Raw genomic sequence first — 15,344 nt, 5'->3', positions numbered from 1 at the left:
CCGAGGCTCACGCCTTGGCGTCGAAATTCCCGCCGGTGGTGTTGGCTTCCGAATAGGCGCCGCCGGCCGGGCCGGAGCCCTTGGCCGCGACCGCCACCATGGCCGCGCGCACGGTGCGGCCGAACAGGGCGTAGCCCGGTTGCAGGGTCTGGATCACCGTGCCGCCCGGCACGCTGTCCGACGGCTGCTCCATCACGGCCTGGTGCAGGTGCGGATCGAAGGCCTCGCCCGGCTTGGGCGCGACGCGGGTCAGGCCGTTGGATTCGAACGCCGACAGCAGCGACTTCTGCGTCAGCTCCAGGCCGGTGACCATGGCGGCGGCGGGTCCTTCAGCGTCCTTGGGCGCCGACTGCAGGCCGCGCTCCAGCGTATCGGCCACGCTCAGCAGATCCTTGGCGAAGCGCTGGATGGCGTAGGCGCGGGCGTCGTTGGCCTGGCTCTCGGCGCGGCGCTTGGTGTTCTCGGCGTCGGCCACGGCGCGCAGGGCGCGGTCCTTCCACTGGTCGCGCTCGGCGATCAGGGCGTCGACCACGGCCATGTCGCCGTCGCCCGCGCCTTCCGCTGCGGCGTCGACGGCGGCCTCGCCCATGTCCTGCTCGAGTTGGTCCCGGGTCTCGTCGTTGATGTCGTTCACGTCTCTTGTCCGTCCAGAATCCGGCCCAGCACCCGGGCGGTGTAATCCACCAACGGTATGACACGGGCATAGTTCAGTCTTGCAGGGCCGATGACGCCGATGGCGCCCAGCATCCGCTGCCGACCCGTCATATAGGGCGCCGCGATCACGGCGGAACCCGAAAGCGAAAACAAGCGCGTTTCCGCGCCGATGAAGATGCGCACGCCCTGGGCCGCGCCAACCCCGTCCAGCAGGCCGATCAGCTGTTCCTTCTGCTCCAGATCGTCGAACAGGACGCGCACCCGCTCCAGATCCTCGACGGCCCGGGCGTCCTGCAACAGGTTGGCGCGCCCACGCACGATCAAAGCCCGGTCGCGCTCGCCCCCGCCGGACCAGGCGGCCAGACCGTCCTCGACCAGACGGGCGGCGGCGGCGTCCAGCTCGCGTCGGGCGGCCGTCAGTTCGGCGTTCATCTCGGTGCGCGCCTCGGCCAGGGGGCGACCCTTCAGCCGGGCGTTGAGGAAGTTGGAAGCCTCGGTCAGGGTCGAGGGCGTCACCCCCGCCGACAGGGGCATCAGCCGGTTCTCGACCGTGCCGTCGTCGCCGACCAGGACCGCCAAGGCCTGATCATGGCCCAGGGCCACGAATTCGACGTGCTTGACCCCCGCGTCGCGCACCGGACTGGCGACAATGCCCGCCCCGCCGGCCAGACCGGACAGGAGGTTGGTGGCGGCGTCCAGCGCCTCTTCGAAGTTGCGCCCCTTTCCGGCCAGCCGGGCGTCGATCTCGCGCCGTTCGTCCTGACCGATGTCGCCTACCTCCAGCAGACCGTCGACGAACAGGCGCAGGCCCGCATGGGTCGGCACCCGCCCCGCCGAGGTGTGCGGCGAGGCCAGCAGGCCGGCCAGCGTCAGGTCCTGCATGGTGTTGCGGATCGAGGCCGGCGACAGGGCCAGGCCGCCGCGCGAGATGGTGCGCGACCCCACCGGCTCGCCCGTCTCCAGATAGGTCTCGACGATGCGGCGGAAGATGTCCCGCGCGCGCGCGTCCAGCGTCCCCAGACCAGCGGGGGCGCTTCCGAACGGCGACGGATGGGGGGCATACAGGCTCACGCTTTCAGGATAAGCACGCCCCACTCAGGTTCCAAGGAAATCCCATGCGCCCGTCCGAACGCACCCCCGAACAACTCCGCACCGTCACGCTGGAAACCGGCGTCAACCGCTACGCCGAGGGCTCGTGCCTGGTTTCGTTCGGCCACACCAAGGTGCTTTGCACCGCCTCGATCGAGGAAAAGGTCCCGGGCTGGATGCGCAACACCGGCCAGGGCTGGGTCACCGCCGAATACGGGATGCTGCCCCGCGCCACCCACACGCGCGGTCGTCGTGAAGCCGCCGCCGGCAAGCAGTCGGGCCGCACCCAGGAAATCCAGCGCCTGATCGGCCGCTCCCTGCGCGCCGTGGTCGACCTGAAGGCCCTGGGCGAGCGTCAGGTCCTGATCGACTGCGACGTCATCCAGGCCGACGGCGGCACCCGCACCGCCTCGATCACCGGCGCCTGGGTGGCCATGGCCACGGCCCTCAACTACCTCAAGGACGAGGGCGTGCTGAAGGCCGACCCGATCATCGATCAGGTCGCCGCCGTGTCCTGCGGCATCTTCAACGACCTGCCGGTGCTGGACCTCGACTATGAGGAAGACTCCACCGCCGAGGCCGACAGCAACTTCGTCCTGACCGGCGCCGGCGGCATCGTCGAAATTCAGGCCACGGGCGAGAAGCGCGGCTTCAGCCGTCCCGAGTTCGACCGCCTGTTCGAGCTGGCCGGCATCGGCTGCGGCGAACTGTTCGCCCTGCAGCGCGCAGCTCTGGGTCGGTAATATCGAGGACTAGGCCGCGAGGGCCGATCGGGGCATGGTGCAGTCTTCTGCGAACGGAGACCTGCTCATGCGCCCCGCCCTCGCCGCCTCTCTTCTGGCCCTGACGGCCGCCCTGCTGACCGGATGCGGTCAGCCGCAGACTGATCCCGCCGAGGCGCCGCCCGCAGGCGTCGACACCCGGCTGTCGCAGGAACCGATCGACGCCGTACCGATCAAGGAGGCGCCGCCGCCCGCTCCGGTCGCCCCGCCCAAGCCCAAGACCGAACCCGCGCCGGAAGCCGCCACGCCCGAAGCCGAGACGCAGGCCGTCACCCCCGTCGGCGAGCCGGGCTCCTGTCTGGCCGAGATCGGCGAGGCCCGGGCGAAAAGCCTGGTGACGCGCTGCATCGCCGTCAGCCCCGCCACTCGCCCGCCGTGCAACACCGCCAACCCCTGCGCCCTGATCCAGGGCGAGATCGACCGCGCCTGCGCCATGTACGGCCCGGACGAGCAGAAGCCGAAGGAGTGCGCGGCCTAGGCCGGGACGCCGCCTCTCCTTCCCCATGAGGGGGAGGGAGAACCCGCGCTCAAGCAGCCAGCCAAGAAAAAAGCCCCGGCGGAGCGATCCGCCGGGGCTCTTCATTTCAACCGTGAGGCTGTCGCTTAGTCGCGACGGCGACGGCCGCGATCGCCACCGCGATCACCGCCTTCGCGCTTCGGACGGCCGCCGGTGTCTTCCGACAGCGGGGCTTCACCGCGTTCAGCGCGCTCGGCGTTGATCTTGTCGGTGATGTCCTCGCCCGTGGCCTGATCCACGACCTTCATCGACAGCTTGGTCTTGCCGCGATCGTCGAAGCCCAGGAACTTGACCTTGACCTCCTGGCCTTCCGACAGGACGTCGGCCGGGTTGGCGACGCGTTCCAGAGCGATCTGGGACACGTGGACCAGACCGTCCTTGGCGCCGAAGAAGTTCACGAAGGCGCCGAAGTCGACGACCTTGACCACCTTGCCGGTGTAGATCGCGCCCATTTCCGGCTCGGCGGCGATGGAGTTGATCCAGTTCTTGGCGGCGTCGATCTTCTCCTGGTCGTTGGCGGCGACCTTGATGGTGCCGTCATCGCCGATGTCGATCTTGGCGCCGGTCTTCTCGACGATCTCGCGGATGACCTTGCCGCCCGAACCGATCACTTCACGGATCTTGTCGACCGGGATCTTGATCGTTTCGATCTTCGGAGCGTGTTCGCCCAGCTCGGCGCGCGGGGCGTCCATGGCCTTCGACATTTCGTCGAGGATGTGCAGACGACCGGCCGAAGCCTGCGTCAGGGCCTGCTCCATGATCTCCTTGGTGATGCCGGCGACCTTGATGTCCATCTGAAGGCTGGTGATGCCTTCCGAGGTGCCCGCGACCTTGAAGTCCATGTCGCCCAGGTGATCTTCGTCACCCAGGATGTCCGACAGGATGGCGAACTCGCCGGACGGCTCCAGGATCAGACCCATGGCGATGCCCGAGACCGGACGGACCAGCGGCACGCCGGCGTCCATCAGGGCCAGCGACGAACCGCAGACCGTGGCCATCGAGGACGAGCCGTTGGACTCGGTGATCTCGGAGACCAGACGGATGGTGTAGGGGAAGTCTTCCTTGGTCGGCAGCATCGGACGGATCGCGCGCCAGGCCAGCTTGCCGTGACCGATTTCGCGACGGCCGGGCGAACCCATGCGGCCGGCTTCACCCACCGAATAGGGGGGGAAGTTGTAGTGCAGCAGGAAGGACTCCTTGTAGGTGCCCGACAGGCTGTCGATGTACTGCTCGTCCTCGCCGGTGCCGAGCGTGGCGACGACCAGGGCCTGGGTTTCGCCGCGCGTGAACAGCGACGAACCGTGGGTGCGCGGCAGGACGCCGACTTCCGAAACGATGGCGCGGACCTTGTCGAGGGCGCGGCCGTCGACGCGGTGGGCGTTCTCGATAATGTCGCGACGCAGGACTTCGGCTTCGCATTCCTTGAAGGCGGCCGAGAACTTGGACGAGTCGACGCCCTCGGGGTTCTCGTCGGTCTTCACCAGGGCGGCGGCGGCGGTCTTCTTGGCCACGTCGACGCCCGAACGGCGCTCATACTTGCCCGGGTGGGCGTAGGCCGACTTGATGTCCTCGCCGACCAGCTTCTTGATCGAGGCGACGACGTCGGAGTGGTCTTCGGCCTGGAAGTCGAAGGGCTCCTTGGCCGCGTGTTCAGCCAGTTCGATGATGGCGTCGATCACCGGCTGCATGCCCGCGTGCGCGAACATCAGGGCCTCGAGCATCTTCTCTTCCGACAGCTCCTTGGCTTCCGATTCGACCATCATCAGGGCGTCCTGGGTGCCGGCGACGACCAGGTCGAGCGCGCTTTCACCCATGGTGTCGATGGCGGGGTTCAGGACCAGCTCGCCGTCGATCAGGCCGACGCGTGCGGCGCCGATCGGACCCATGAAGGGCACGCCCGAGATGGTCAGGGCGGCCGAGGCGGCGACCATGCCCAGGACGTCCGGGTCGTTTTCCATGTCGTGCTGCAGCACGGTGATGACGACCTGGGTCTCGTTCTTGAAGCCCTTGACGAACAGGGGGCGGATCGGACGGTCGATCAGGCGCGAGACCAGGGTCTCTTTTTCCGACGGACGGCCTTCACGCTTGAAGTAGCCACCCGGGATCTTGCCGGCGGCGAACGTCTTCTCTTGGTAGTTGACGGTCAGCGGGAAGAAATCCAGGCCCGGCTTGGGCTGGCGGCCATAGACGACGGTGGCCAGGACCACGGTCTCGCCGTAGGTCGCCAGAACGGCGCCGTCAGCCTGACGGGCGATGCGGCCGGTTTCCAGCGTCAGCGGGCGGCCGGCCCACTCGATCGTCTTGCGTTTGATATCGAACATTTTTCTTCTTTCGTCTCCCGCGGGCGTATTCCCGACGGGGGTGTGTGGAGCCTTGGGCTGTTCAGTCCCTCGGTCCCCGAAAACCCGGTCGCGCCATCGCGTCCGGAGGGATGGAGCAAGGGCCGTCCTGGCCCTCGCGTCTGCGCCGTTGAAAGACCTGCGGCGCGCAGGAAGCTCGTTGGTTGGAGCCCTTCCCGAGGCGAACCGCGTCCGCTTCGACAAAAGCCTCCTAGGTGCGGAACGAGGCGCGGACGTGTCCGCCCGCGCCTCGAGAAATCTATCCGCTGCCGGTCGGCCGCCTTAGCGACGCAGGCCCAGCTTGGCGATCAGAGCGGTGTAACGCTCGCGATCGACCTTGGTCAGGTGGTCCAGAAGACGACGACGCTGCGAGACCATCTTCAGAAGGCCGCGACGCGAGTGGTTGTCTTTCTTGTGGGTCTTGAAGTGCTCGGTCAGGTTGGCGATGCGTTCCGAAAGGATCGCGACCTGAACCTCGGCCGAGCCGGTGTCTCCAGCCGAACGAGCGTTGTCAGCGATGACTTCGCCCTTGCGTTGAGCCGTAATCGACATCGAGAGTCTCCATGTTGGAGCCCTGTCGCGCCGTCCGAAAACGAGCGCTAGGGGAGATTGAAAACGCGGTCGGGTTCAAGCCGACCGGCCCGCAGGGTGCAGAGAGCGACCAGGGTCTCTCCCACGAAGACCGATACCGTGCGCGAACCGGCGGAAAGCTGGCTCTTCAAGGTCTCGACCTGACGGGGGAGCAGAACGATCGGCCGTCCCTGCCTCAGCGAGAAGGCGTCCTGTTCCGTGACGGCCAGATCCGGGATGTCGTCCAGAGCGGTCGAAACGGGCAGCAGGCCTTCCAAGGCGGCGCCCTTATGCGCCAGATCGACGAGAAAATCCAGAGTGACGGCGTTCGCGGTCGAGAACGGCCCCACCCGCTCGCGCCGCAGGGCCGAAACATGCCCTTCCGCGCCCAGCATGGCCGCCAGATCGCGGGCCAGGGAGCGGACATAGACGCCCTTGCCCGTGTGCATCGTGATCTCGACGTGATCGGCGTCCGGGGCGTCGGTCACCGCCGCCTCGTGGATCATGACCTTGCGCGCGTCCAGTTCGAACTCGGCGCCGTCTCGCGCCAGGTCATAGGCGCGCTCGCCGTTGACGCGGATGGCCGAGAACTGAGGGGGGACCTGATCGATCTCGCCCACGAACGACGGCAGGGCCGCCTTCACCGCCTCCAGCGTCGGCCGCACGTCGGACCGGGCGATGATCTCGCCCTCGCGGTCGATGCTGTCGGTGGAGATGCCCCAGTGGATGGTGAAGCGATAGACCTTCTCGGCGTCCATCATGAAGGGCACCGTCTTGGTCGCCTCACCCAGAGCAATGGGCAGGATGCCCGAGGCCAGGGGATCCAGGGTCCCGGCGTGGCCGGCCTTCTGGGCGTCGAACAGGCGGCGGACCTTGGTCACCGCCTCGGTGGATCCCATCTCGAAGGGCTTGTCCAGGCAGACCCAGCCGTTGACGATCTCGCCCTTCTTGCGACGGGCCATCAGGCCTGGCCTTCGTCTTCGTCGCTGTCCGGAGCCGCCACGTCGGCGCGCACGCGCGGATCGTCCATCAGCCGGTCGATATGGCTGGCCGCGTCGAAGCTCTCGTCGTGGCGGAAGCGCAGGTCGGGGGTGAACTTCATGTCGATGTGGCGGCCCAGCTGACCGCGCAGGAACTTGGCGTGGGCGTTCAGCGCCTTGATGATCTCGCTCTCGTGGCCCGCGGTGACCGCCGCCTCGACGCCCGCGCCCAGGGGCTCGACAAAGCAGGTGGCGTGCTTGAGGTCCGGCGACAGGCGCACCTCGGTCACGGTGATCGACACGCCCAGCAGGGCCTCGTCGTGGATCTCCTGCTCGCGCAGCACGTCGACCAGGGCGTGGCGGATCAGTTCGCCGGCGCGAAGCTGGCGCTGCGAAGGCCCCATCGGACCAGTGGCGTTGCGGGTATGCTGTTTGCGGCTCATGGCGCGCCTCCTTGTTCGCTCGCCGGGGATCGGACGCCGGCTGAAAAAGCGAAGGGCGCGGTCTAGTCTCGGACGGTCTGCAAGTCCAGCGTGGCCGCGCGATCAGCGGTCCGCATCACCTCGCCCGACGTCACGGCGCGCCAGGGCCGGATCGGCAGGCCGGCCGCCAACAGCAGATCCGCCGTCCAGTGGTTGCACAGGTGGCCGATCCAGAAGGTCTCGCGACTGGCGAAGAAGCGGGCGTCGTCGCCGGGCCGCGCCGCGGCCAGGACAGGGCGGCCCGCCGGATCGGTCGCCAGCGAGGCCTGCACCCGCGCCCGCAAGGCCCTCATCCCCGCCGGGGAGAGCCGCAGCGCCCGACGATCCTCGGGCCGAAAACGGCGCGTCGGGTCTTGCGCCTGCGGGTCCAGCATGACGACCGAGGCGTTGCCGGGTCTGAGAAACGCGCGGGCGCCGTCGGCCAGACGGCCCGAGATCGGGCTCTGATCGACGTAGAAGGTCGCATCGCCCCATCCGATCAGCACCCAGCCGCCGGGCGCCAGCGACGCCGTCGCCTCGGCCAGGACCCCGCCCCCCTCCATCAGGGCCGCGCGCGGCACGGCCAGGTCGGTGTGGAAGCCGTTGTCGAGCAGATGGACCGTCACCGCCGCCTCGCCCGGCCGGGCCGGATAGAGGGCCGGGTCGCCCGGCCGGGTCAGGGTCCACAGGGCCGCCGCCAGACCGATCAGGGCCGCGATCAGGAACCGGCCCGGCATTCCGGTCAGTTGGGACCGTAGGAGATGGGCGCATCCCGGGCCGGCCCCGGCCCCTGTTGCGTCGCCCATTCGCCGCGATAGTCGTAGTTGAGCTGGACGCAGTGACGGTACTGGCCGTCGCTCCAGCGGCCGACGGCGTGCATGGTCATGGGCCGCCCGGCCTTGACCCGGCCGATGACCACCCAGCTTTCGTCCGCGCCGGGGCACAGGGCGCGGGCCAGGCCGCGACCGTCGCCTTCCTGCACGATGGCGTAGACGCCGCTTTCGCTCGCGCCCGCCGGCAGGGCGCGGCGCACCGCGTCCGGCCCGCCGCGCTCGAAGCGGGCCGACCCGCGCGAGGTGCTGGAGAACAGGTTGCGCACCGCCACGGCGCCGAACAGGCCGCGCTCGACTTCCAGCGTCACGCCGCGCGTCAGGGCCTGGGTCGTGCGATCGCGCGCGTCGAAGGCCAGGAAGCGGGTGTCGGCGGCGGCCGTTCCCGCCAGGGCGGAGGCGGCGACAAGGGCCGAGATCAGGATGTGGCGGCGCATGGCGACCCTTCGATGAACGCCCCCCGGCGACGGGGCGACCCTAGAGCCGACCTCCGCGAAGGTGAAGCCTTCTTGCGGTCGCATCAAAGACAAAGGGCGCGGTCCCTTGCGAGACCGCGCCCTGAGGCTTTCGTCAATCCAGCGAGCCCTAGTCGAGGGTGCGCTTGACCTCTTCGACGGTGAAGCACTCGATGTAGTCGCCTTCCTTGATGTCCTGGAAGCCCTGGAACTGCATGCCGCACTCCTGGCCCGAGGGCACCTCGTTGACCTCGTCCTTGAAGCGCTTGAGCGTGTTGAGCACGCCCAGTTCCAGCACAACCACGTCGTCGCGGATGATGCGGACGCGAGCGCCCTTGCGCACCACGCCTTCGGTGACGCGGCAGCCCGCGATCTTGCCGATCTTCGAGATATCGAAGACCTGCAGGACCTTGGCGTTGCCCAGGAAGGTCTCGCGCTGAAGCGGCGCCAGCATGCCCGAAAGCACGCCCTTCATGTCGTCCAGCAGGTCGTAGATGATCGAGTAGTAGCGGATCTCGACGCCTTCGCGCTCTGCCAGGTCGCGCGCCTGCTTGGAGGCGCGGACGTTGAAGCCGAGGATCGGCGCACCGGCCGACTTGGCCAGGTTGACGTCGCTTTCGGTGATGCCGCCGGCGCCCGAATAGACGGTGCGAGCGCGAACCTCGTCGTTGCCCATCTTGTCCAGCGAGCCGACGATGGCTTCGGCCGAGCCCTGCACGTCCGCCTTGATGACGACCGGCAGTTCGTTGACCTTCTTGGACTGCAGCTTCGACATCATGTCGACCAGAGACACCGAGCCGCCCGAAACCTGGTTCTTCTCGCGGCGCGCACGCTCGCGATACTCGGTCAGTTCGCGGGCGCGGCCCTCGTTCTCGACCACGGCGAAGACATCGCCCGGCGAGGGGGCTTCCGACAGGCCGAGAATTTCGACCGGAACGGAGGGACCGGCTTCGGTCAGTTGAGCGTTGCGTTCGTCCAGCAGGGCGCGCGCCTTGCCCCAGGCGGAGCCGGCCACGACGATGTCGCCACGCTTCAGCGTACCGCGCTTGACCAGGACGGTGGCGACCGGGCCGCGGCCCTTGTCCAGCTTGGCCTCGATGACCACGCCTTCAGCCGAACGGTCCGGGTTGGCCCGCAGGTCCATGACCTCGGCCTGCAGCAGGATGGCGTTGATCAGACCGTCGAGATTGGTGCGGTTCTTGGCCGACACCTCGATGATCTGGGTGTCGCCGCCCAGGCTTTCGGAGATGACTTCATACTGCAGCAGCTCGTTGACGATCTTCTGCGAGTTGGCGTCCGGCTTGTCCATCTTGTTGACCGCGACGATCAGGGGCGCGTTGGCGGCCTTGGCGTGACGGATGGCTTCGATGGTCTGCGGCATGACGCCGTCGTCGGCGGCCACGACCAGCACCACGATGTCGGTGACATTGGCGCCGCGCGCCCGCATCGCCGAGAAGGCGGCGTGGCCCGGGGTGTCGAGGAAGGTGACGCGTTGGCCGTCTTCCAGTCGCACCTGATAGGCGCCGATGTGCTGGGTGATGCCGCCGGCTTCGCCGCCTGCGACGTCAGTCGTGCGCAGGGCGTCGAGCAGCGAGGTCTTGCCGTGGTCGACGTGGCCCATGATGGCCACGACCGGAGCGCGCAGGGTGGTGGCGCCCTCGTCGTCGGCCTCGGCGATGAAGCCTTCTTCGACGTCGGATTCCGACACGCGCTTGACGGCCATGCCGAACTCTTCGGCCACCAGTTCGGCGGTGTCGGAGTCGATCACGTCGTTGATCTTCATCATCATGCCCTGACGCATCAGGAACTTGATGATGTCGACGCCGCGGACGGCCATCCGGTTGGACAGCTCCTGCACGGTGATGACGTCGGGAATGACCACCTCACGCGGCCGGTTCGGCGCATCGGTGGAACCGCCCTTGCGCTTTTCCTTCTCGCGTTCGCGGGCCCGGCGAACCGAGGCCAGCGAGCGCATGCGCTCGGCGGTGTCGCCGTCGCCGGCGACCGACTGGATGGTCAGGCGGCCTTCGCGGCGCTTGGGCTCGCCACGGGTGCGCGACACGGCCTTGCCGGCGTCGGAGAAACGCTTGTCGCGGTCGTCCTCGGGACGGATCGGGCGACCGAAGCCGGTCGTCGGCGCGCGGCTGGGGCGCGCCACGTCGGGCGTGGCCGGCGGGGCGTTCGGGGCCGGACGGCCGCCGGGACCCGTGCGCGACGCGCCCGGACGGGCGGCGCCGGGGGCGGGCTTGGGATTCAGCGCGGAATAGCGAACGGTCTGGCTGGCGGCCGGGCGGCCGCCCTGCGGACGATCACCCTGGGGACGGGCGCCCTGCGGACGATCCGAGGCCTGGGGACGGTCCGAAGCGGGACGGTCGCCCTCGCCCATGGCCTGTTCGCGCGCCGAGCGGCCGCCGAAGGCGGGACGCTCGATCGGCGCGCGGCCGGTCGGGATCTTGGGGGTGCGCTGGCCGAAGTTGACCACCGGGCGCGCCGGGGCGGCCGGGCGCGGAGCCGGGGCCGCAGGCGCGGGGGTCGGGGCAGGCGTCGGCGCGGCGACGATCGGCTTCGGCAACTCGACCTTGGGCAGGGTCACCTTGGGCGGAACCGGCTTGGCCGGGGCGGCCGGCGGCGCGGCGGCCGTCAGCTTGGCGGCCTCGGCGCGGGCGGCGTCAGCGGCGGCCTGGGCGGCGGCGGCTTCGGCGCGGGCGGCGGCGGCGGCCTTGTCGGCGGCGGCGGCCTGGTCGCGCTGGGCGGCTTCGCGGGCGGCCTTCTCGGCCACGGCGGCGCGTTCACGCTCGGCCTGGGCCTGGGTGGCCAGGGCGATGGCGCGACGACGAGCTTCCTGCTCCTCGACCGACAGCGCGCCGCCGGCGGGACCGCCGCGAGGCGCGTTGGAGCGCGGCGCGGCTGCGCCGCCCTGTTCGGCGCGCGGACGCGAGACGTCAAAGCCCTGCGGACGCTGATGTCCGGGGGCGGCGCCGGCGCGGCGCTTCGTCTCGACGACCACGGTCTTGGAGCGGCCGTGGCTGAAGCTCTGCTTCACGGTGCCGGTCGAGACCGATCCCGCGGCGCGCGGCTTCAGGCTCAGCGGAGCGCGCGGCCCCGTTTGAGAAGGCGCGTCTGCAGTGGTCTTGCCGTCTTCGGTCTTGTCGTTTTCGTCGCTCATCCGGTCGCTTTACTCGGGGCGGAGAATTCCGCCGTCGTCTCGTCAAACACCCATAGCCGGGCGTGGTCCCGCTCCCTGGTCAGGAAACAGGTCCTCGCCCGCCAAAAGCCTCAGGCTCTCGTTCCGGGATCTCTTCCCGGTCGTCCTCGGCGCCGTCGCCGGAGCCATTCCGGCGCCAGCTCTCTGGACGCAGAGGCCGAAATCCCGCCAGCCGCTCGACCTCAATGGTCCAGCGATCGGCTCGCCCGCCTTGCAGCAGGACGGCGTGTATCGCATTTTCCAGCCCAAGGGCCAAACTCAAATCGTCCGCCGTGAAAGCGCCGCAGATTTTGGGCGCCGGAGACGGGTGTTTCGCAAGGGCCAGAAGCTTGCCCCGGCCGTCGGCGGACCCGTCCGCCGCCTCGATGACCCAGGCCGCCCGGCCGCCACGGATGGCGGCGGCGCTCTTTTCGAAGCCAGAGATAAGCACGCCTTCGCGCCGGGCAAGACCCAGCTGGTCCAGACAGCGCCGCACCAGCAGCTTCTCGACCAGATCGGCCAGGTCAGACGCCGGTTTCAGCGGCGCCTTGGCCGAGCGGGCGAACAGGTTCTTCTTCACCGCCGCCTCGATCGAGGCGCGGTCGGCGGCGACCCAGAGGCCGCGGCCGGGCAGCTTGCGAGCGAGATCAGGGGCCACCGAGCCGTCCGGCGCCGGCACGAAGCGGATCAGGCGAGATTCATCGAGAACCTGGCGGGTCACCAGGTCCTGACGGTCTCTATCGATCAGCGCCTCGTTCGGGGTCATGGACGGCTGCGGCTCCCATCACGCGTCTTGGGTCGGCTCGAGGTCCTCATCGAGGGCCCCTGCATCACCATCAACGGCTTCGACCTCGTATTCGGCGCCCTCTTCACCGGCTTCGGCGAAGATTTCTTCCTCATACTCGGGCTCAGGCTCCGGCTGCGGCAGTTCCGAAGCGTCGATCCAGCCGGCGGCCACGCGGGCCTGCAGGATCAGCAGTTCGGCGTCCTGCTGCGACAGGTTGAAGCTTTCCAGCACGCCCGTCAGCTTCACACGCTCGCCGTTCTTGATCTCGTAGCCGCCGCGGATTTCGTCCGTGGCCAGGTCGGCCAGGTCCTCGACCGTCTTCACGCCGCCTTCGCCCAGGGCGACGGCGATGGCGCCCGTGACGCCCGGAACGTCCAGAACCGCGTCTTCGACGCCCAGGGCGACGCGCTTGGCGTCCAGCTCGGCGGCCTTGCGGTCCAGGAATTCGCGGGCGCGGGTCTGCAGCTCTTCGGCGGTGTCCTCGTCGAACCCTTCGATCTCGGCGACTTCGTAGGATTCCACGAAGGCCAGGTCCTCGATGGTGGCGAAGCCTTCGGTGACCAGCAGCTGGGCGATCGTCTCGTCCACATCCAGGGCTTCCTGGAACAGGGCGGTCCGCTCGGCGAACTCCTTCTGGCGACGCTCGCTATCCTGCGACTCGGTGATGATGTCGATCTGCCAGCCGGTCAGCTGCGAGGCCAGGCGCACGTTCTGGCCGCGACGGCCGATGGCCAGCGACAGCTGTTCGTCCGGCACCACGACTTCAACGCGGTCGGCGTCTTCGTCCATGACCACCTTGGCCACTTCGGCCGGGGCCAGGGCGTTGACGATGAAGGTGGGCTCGTCGTCGTTCCACTGGATGATGTCGATCTTCTCGCCCTGCAGTTCGGCGACGACCGCCTGAACGCGCGAGCCGCGCATGCCGACGCAGGCGCCGACGGGGTCGATCGAGCTGTCGTTCGACAGAACGGCCATCTTGGCGCGCGAACCGGCGTCGCGGGCGGCGGCGCGGATCTCGATCACGCCGTCGTAGACTTCCGGCACTTCCTGGGCGAACAGCTTGGCCATGAAGCCCGGGTGGGCGCGGCTCAGCATGACCTGCGGGCCCTTGGCCTCGGGACGGACGTCGTAGATGTAGGTGCGGACGCGGTCGCCGACGTTGAACACCTCGCGCGGGATCGACTGATCGCGGCGCATGATGCCTTCGCCACGACCCAGGTCGACGATCGTGTTGCCGTATTCGACGCGCTTGACCGTGCCGTTGACGATCTCGCCGACGCGGTCCTTGAACTCTTCGTACTGGTTGGCGCGCTCGGCCTCGCGGACCTTTCCGGTCACGACCTGGCGGGCCATCTGGGTCTGGACGCGGCCGAACTCGAACGGCGGCAGAACCTCGATGTACTCCTTGCCGACCTCGGCTTCCGGATCGCGCTTGGAGGCGTCGTTCAGGCGCACCATGGCGCTGTCGTTGAATTCTTCCAGTTCGTCTTCCGGCTGCCAGTCGTCGGGGACGATGGTGACGTGACGCGTCAGCGACAGCTCGCCGGTCTTGTGGTCGATCTTGGCGCGGATGTCGTGGTGGGCGCCATAGCGCGACTTGGCGCCCTTCTGGATCGCCTCCTCGATCGCCTCGATGACGATTTCCTTGTCGATGTTCTTCTCACGCGCGACGGCGTCGGCGATCGAGAGCAGTTCGAGACGGTTGGCGGAAATACCGGTGACGGCCATCAGGCGTTGTCCTTGGTCGAGGTCGGAGTGTTGTCTTCAGTTTCAGCCTCGCCTTCCGGCAGGCCGTCGTCTTCGGGTTCGCCGCGCGCCGCACGCAGGGCCGCGCCCCGCTTCAGCAACTCGTCGGTGAGCACCAGCTTGGCGTCCGCGACCCATTCGAACGGGATCAGGGCCGTGTCCTCCTCGCCGTCCAGATCGATGGCGACGTTGTCGCCCTCGGTCCCGGCCAGGATTCCCTTGAAGCGCTTGCGGCCCTCGACCATCCGGTCGGTCTCCAGGCGCGCCTCGAAGCCTTCGAACAGCTGGAAGTCCAGCAGGCGGGTCAACGGGCGGTCGACGCCCGGCGACGACACTTCCAGCAGATACTCGCCGCTGATCGGGTCGGCGGCGTCGAACACTTCCGACACGGCGCGCGACAGACGGGCGCATTCCTCGACCGAGATGTCGTTGTCGCTGACGCGCTCGGCCATGATCTGCAGGCGACGCCGCAGGGTGCCGCCCATCAGGCGCACGCGCACGACGGCCAACCCCAGGCTCTCGGCCACGGGGTCGATCATCTCCAGCAGGGCGCGGTCTTCAGCGGTCTTGGCGCGCAAGGGTCAGGTCCAAATACAAAAGCGGCGGTCCGTCCGGGCCGCCGCTTGAAACGACGCCGTTGGACGCCGGTCTAACGATGTGAGCGGTCATATAGGCGAAAGCGAGGGCCGTGTCAGCCCCCGCTTTCGCCTTGGCCGATTCAGAACTCCTCCCAGCCGTCCGACACCAGGGCCAGGGCCGGTTTGCGCGCGCCGCCGGAGCCGCTGCGCAGCGCGGCGACGGTCTGGGCCACGGGTTGCGGGGCGCGGACGGGGGCCGGGGCGGGTTTCGGGGCGGCCGCGACGGGAGCGGCCTGGCCGGTGCGGAAGCGCGACACCGAGGCGGCCAGGACGTCGGCCTCCTGGGCCAGCGAGTGGCTGGCGGCGGTGGAT

The 15,344-nt window shown here is 68.8% G+C and carries 14 protein-coding genes and 1 pseudogene; 2 read left to right on the top strand and 13 right to left on the bottom strand.

Translation table 11 applies throughout. The annotated features are described in order from the left end of the window. Nucleotides 1-7: 7 nt before the first annotated feature. Complete coding sequence (gene grpE / locus B4A39_RS07105; protein WP_409449576.1) at nt 8-589, bottom strand: nucleotide exchange factor GrpE; 582 nt, start codon at nt 587-589, stop codon at nt 8-10. Between the two features lie 41 nt (nt 590-630). Beyond that, complete coding sequence (gene hrcA / locus B4A39_RS07100) at nt 631-1,719, bottom strand: heat-inducible transcriptional repressor HrcA (RefSeq protein ID WP_409449577.1); 1,089 nt, start codon at nt 1,717-1,719, stop codon at nt 631-633. A 50-nt stretch (nt 1,720-1,769) separates the two neighbouring features. Between hrcA and rph the strand changes: the two genes are divergently transcribed. After that, nucleotides 1,770-2,486, top strand: coding sequence for a ribonuclease PH (rph, locus tag B4A39_RS07095; protein ID WP_292034752.1), 717 nt, complete (start codon nt 1,770-1,772; stop codon nt 2,484-2,486). Nucleotides 2,487-2,553: 67 nt separating this feature from the next. After that, nucleotides 2,554-3,003 (top strand): hypothetical protein, encoded by a 450-nt coding sequence (locus tag B4A39_RS07090; protein WP_292034750.1) that lies wholly within the window; start codon nt 2,554-2,556, stop codon nt 3,001-3,003. A gap of 125 nt (nt 3,004-3,128) precedes the next feature. Here B4A39_RS07090 and pnp read toward each other — a convergent pair whose 3' ends face one another. The 11 genes and pseudogenes from pnp to B4A39_RS07035 form a co-directional block, all read right to left on the bottom strand. After that, the gene (gene pnp, locus B4A39_RS07085) at nt 3,129-5,363 is read right to left on the bottom strand and encodes a polyribonucleotide nucleotidyltransferase (protein WP_292034748.1); all 2,235 of its coding nucleotides are present in this window, start codon (nt 5,361-5,363) and stop codon (nt 3,129-3,131) included. Between the two features lie 300 nt (nt 5,364-5,663). After that, nucleotides 5,664-5,933 carry a 30S ribosomal protein S15 gene (gene rpsO, locus B4A39_RS07080; protein ID WP_292034746.1) on the bottom strand — a complete coding sequence of 90 codons (270 nt, stop codon included), beginning with the start codon at nt 5,931-5,933 and terminating at the stop codon, nt 5,664-5,666. Nucleotides 5,934-5,980: 47 nt separating this feature from the next. Beyond that, entirely contained in the window at nt 5,981-6,913 is a 933-nt protein-coding gene (gene truB / locus B4A39_RS07075) for a tRNA pseudouridine(55) synthase TruB (RefSeq protein WP_292034744.1), read from the bottom strand. Further along, a complete protein-coding gene (gene rbfA, locus B4A39_RS07070) occupies nt 6,913-7,374 on the bottom strand; it encodes a 30S ribosome-binding factor RbfA (protein WP_292034743.1) in 462 nt (153 codons plus the stop codon). The genes truB and rbfA overlap by 1 nt, the downstream gene beginning before the upstream one ends. Nucleotides 7,375-7,436: 62 nt before the next feature. Then, complete coding sequence (locus B4A39_RS07065; protein ID WP_292034740.1) at nt 7,437-8,129, bottom strand: DUF2459 domain-containing protein; 693 nt, start codon at nt 8,127-8,129, stop codon at nt 7,437-7,439. Nucleotides 8,130-8,134: 5 nt separating this feature from the next. Continuing rightward, a complete protein-coding gene (locus B4A39_RS07060; RefSeq protein WP_292034738.1) occupies nt 8,135-8,659 on the bottom strand; it encodes a hypothetical protein in 525 nt (174 codons plus the stop codon). Between the two features lie 148 nt (nt 8,660-8,807). Next, the gene (infB, locus tag B4A39_RS07055) at nt 8,808-11,843 is read right to left on the bottom strand and encodes a translation initiation factor IF-2 (RefSeq protein WP_292034736.1); all 3,036 of its coding nucleotides are present in this window, start codon (nt 11,841-11,843) and stop codon (nt 8,808-8,810) included. A 79-nt stretch (nt 11,844-11,922) separates the two neighbouring features. After that, on the bottom strand, nt 11,923-12,627 hold the full coding sequence (locus B4A39_RS07050) for an RNA-binding protein (protein WP_292034735.1): 705 nt from the start codon (nt 12,625-12,627) through the stop codon (nt 11,923-11,925). Nucleotides 12,628-12,645: 18 nt separating this feature from the next. Continuing rightward, nucleotides 12,646-14,376 (bottom strand): transcription termination factor NusA, encoded by a 1,731-nt coding sequence (nusA, locus tag B4A39_RS07045; RefSeq protein ID WP_292034733.1) that lies wholly within the window; start codon nt 14,374-14,376, stop codon nt 12,646-12,648. Next, entirely contained in the window at nt 14,376-14,972 is a 597-nt protein-coding gene (rimP, locus tag B4A39_RS07040) for a ribosome maturation factor RimP (protein WP_292034732.1), read from the bottom strand. The genes nusA and rimP overlap by 1 nt, the downstream gene beginning before the upstream one ends. A 140-nt stretch (nt 14,973-15,112) precedes the next feature. Next, a pseudogene (locus tag B4A39_RS07035) lies at nt 15,113-15,344 on the bottom strand (chemotaxis protein); the annotation flags it as partial.

This window comes from Brevundimonas sp. UBA4553 (genome assembly GCF_002387245.1).
GTDB lineage: Bacteria > Pseudomonadota > Alphaproteobacteria > Caulobacterales > Caulobacteraceae > Brevundimonas.
Note: the sequence above shows the minus strand (reverse complement) of the source record. Positions and strands in the feature narration are given on the sequence as shown.

What these genes read in the sequence shown, in the direction of transcription:
- rbfA (WP_292034743.1), bottom strand. Translation starts at nt 7,374, where the DNA reads ATGAGCCGCAAACAGCATACCCGCAACGCCACTGGTCCGATGGGGCCT.
- nusA (WP_292034733.1), bottom strand. Translation starts at nt 14,376, where the DNA reads ATGGCCGTCACCGGTATTTCCGCCAACCGTCTCGAACTGCTCTCGATC.
- B4A39_RS07090 (WP_292034750.1), top strand. Translation starts at nt 2,554, where the DNA reads ATGCGCCCCGCCCTCGCCGCCTCTCTTCTGGCCCTGACGGCCGCCCTG.
- rph (WP_292034752.1), top strand. Translation starts at nt 1,770, where the DNA reads ATGCGCCCGTCCGAACGCACCCCCGAACAACTCCGCACCGTCACGCTG.
- grpE (WP_409449576.1), bottom strand. Translation starts at nt 589, where the DNA reads ATGGGCGAGGCCGCCGTCGACGCCGCAGCGGAAGGCGCGGGCGACGGC.
- rpsO (WP_292034746.1), bottom strand. Translation starts at nt 5,933, where the DNA reads ATGTCGATTACGGCTCAACGCAAGGGCGAAGTCATCGCTGACAACGCT.
- B4A39_RS07050 (WP_292034735.1), bottom strand. Translation starts at nt 12,627, where the DNA reads ATGACCCCGAACGAGGCGCTGATCGATAGAGACCGTCAGGACCTGGTG.
- infB (WP_292034736.1), bottom strand. Translation starts at nt 11,843, where the DNA reads ATGAGCGACGAAAACGACAAGACCGAAGACGGCAAGACCACTGCAGAC.
- B4A39_RS07065 (WP_292034740.1), bottom strand. Translation starts at nt 8,129, where the DNA reads ATGCCGGGCCGGTTCCTGATCGCGGCCCTGATCGGTCTGGCGGCGGCC.
- B4A39_RS07060 (WP_292034738.1), bottom strand. Translation starts at nt 8,659, where the DNA reads ATGCGCCGCCACATCCTGATCTCGGCCCTTGTCGCCGCCTCCGCCCTG.
- pnp (WP_292034748.1), bottom strand. Translation starts at nt 5,363, where the DNA reads ATGTTCGATATCAAACGCAAGACGATCGAGTGGGCCGGCCGCCCGCTG.
- truB (WP_292034744.1), bottom strand. Translation starts at nt 6,913, where the DNA reads ATGGCCCGTCGCAAGAAGGGCGAGATCGTCAACGGCTGGGTCTGCCTG.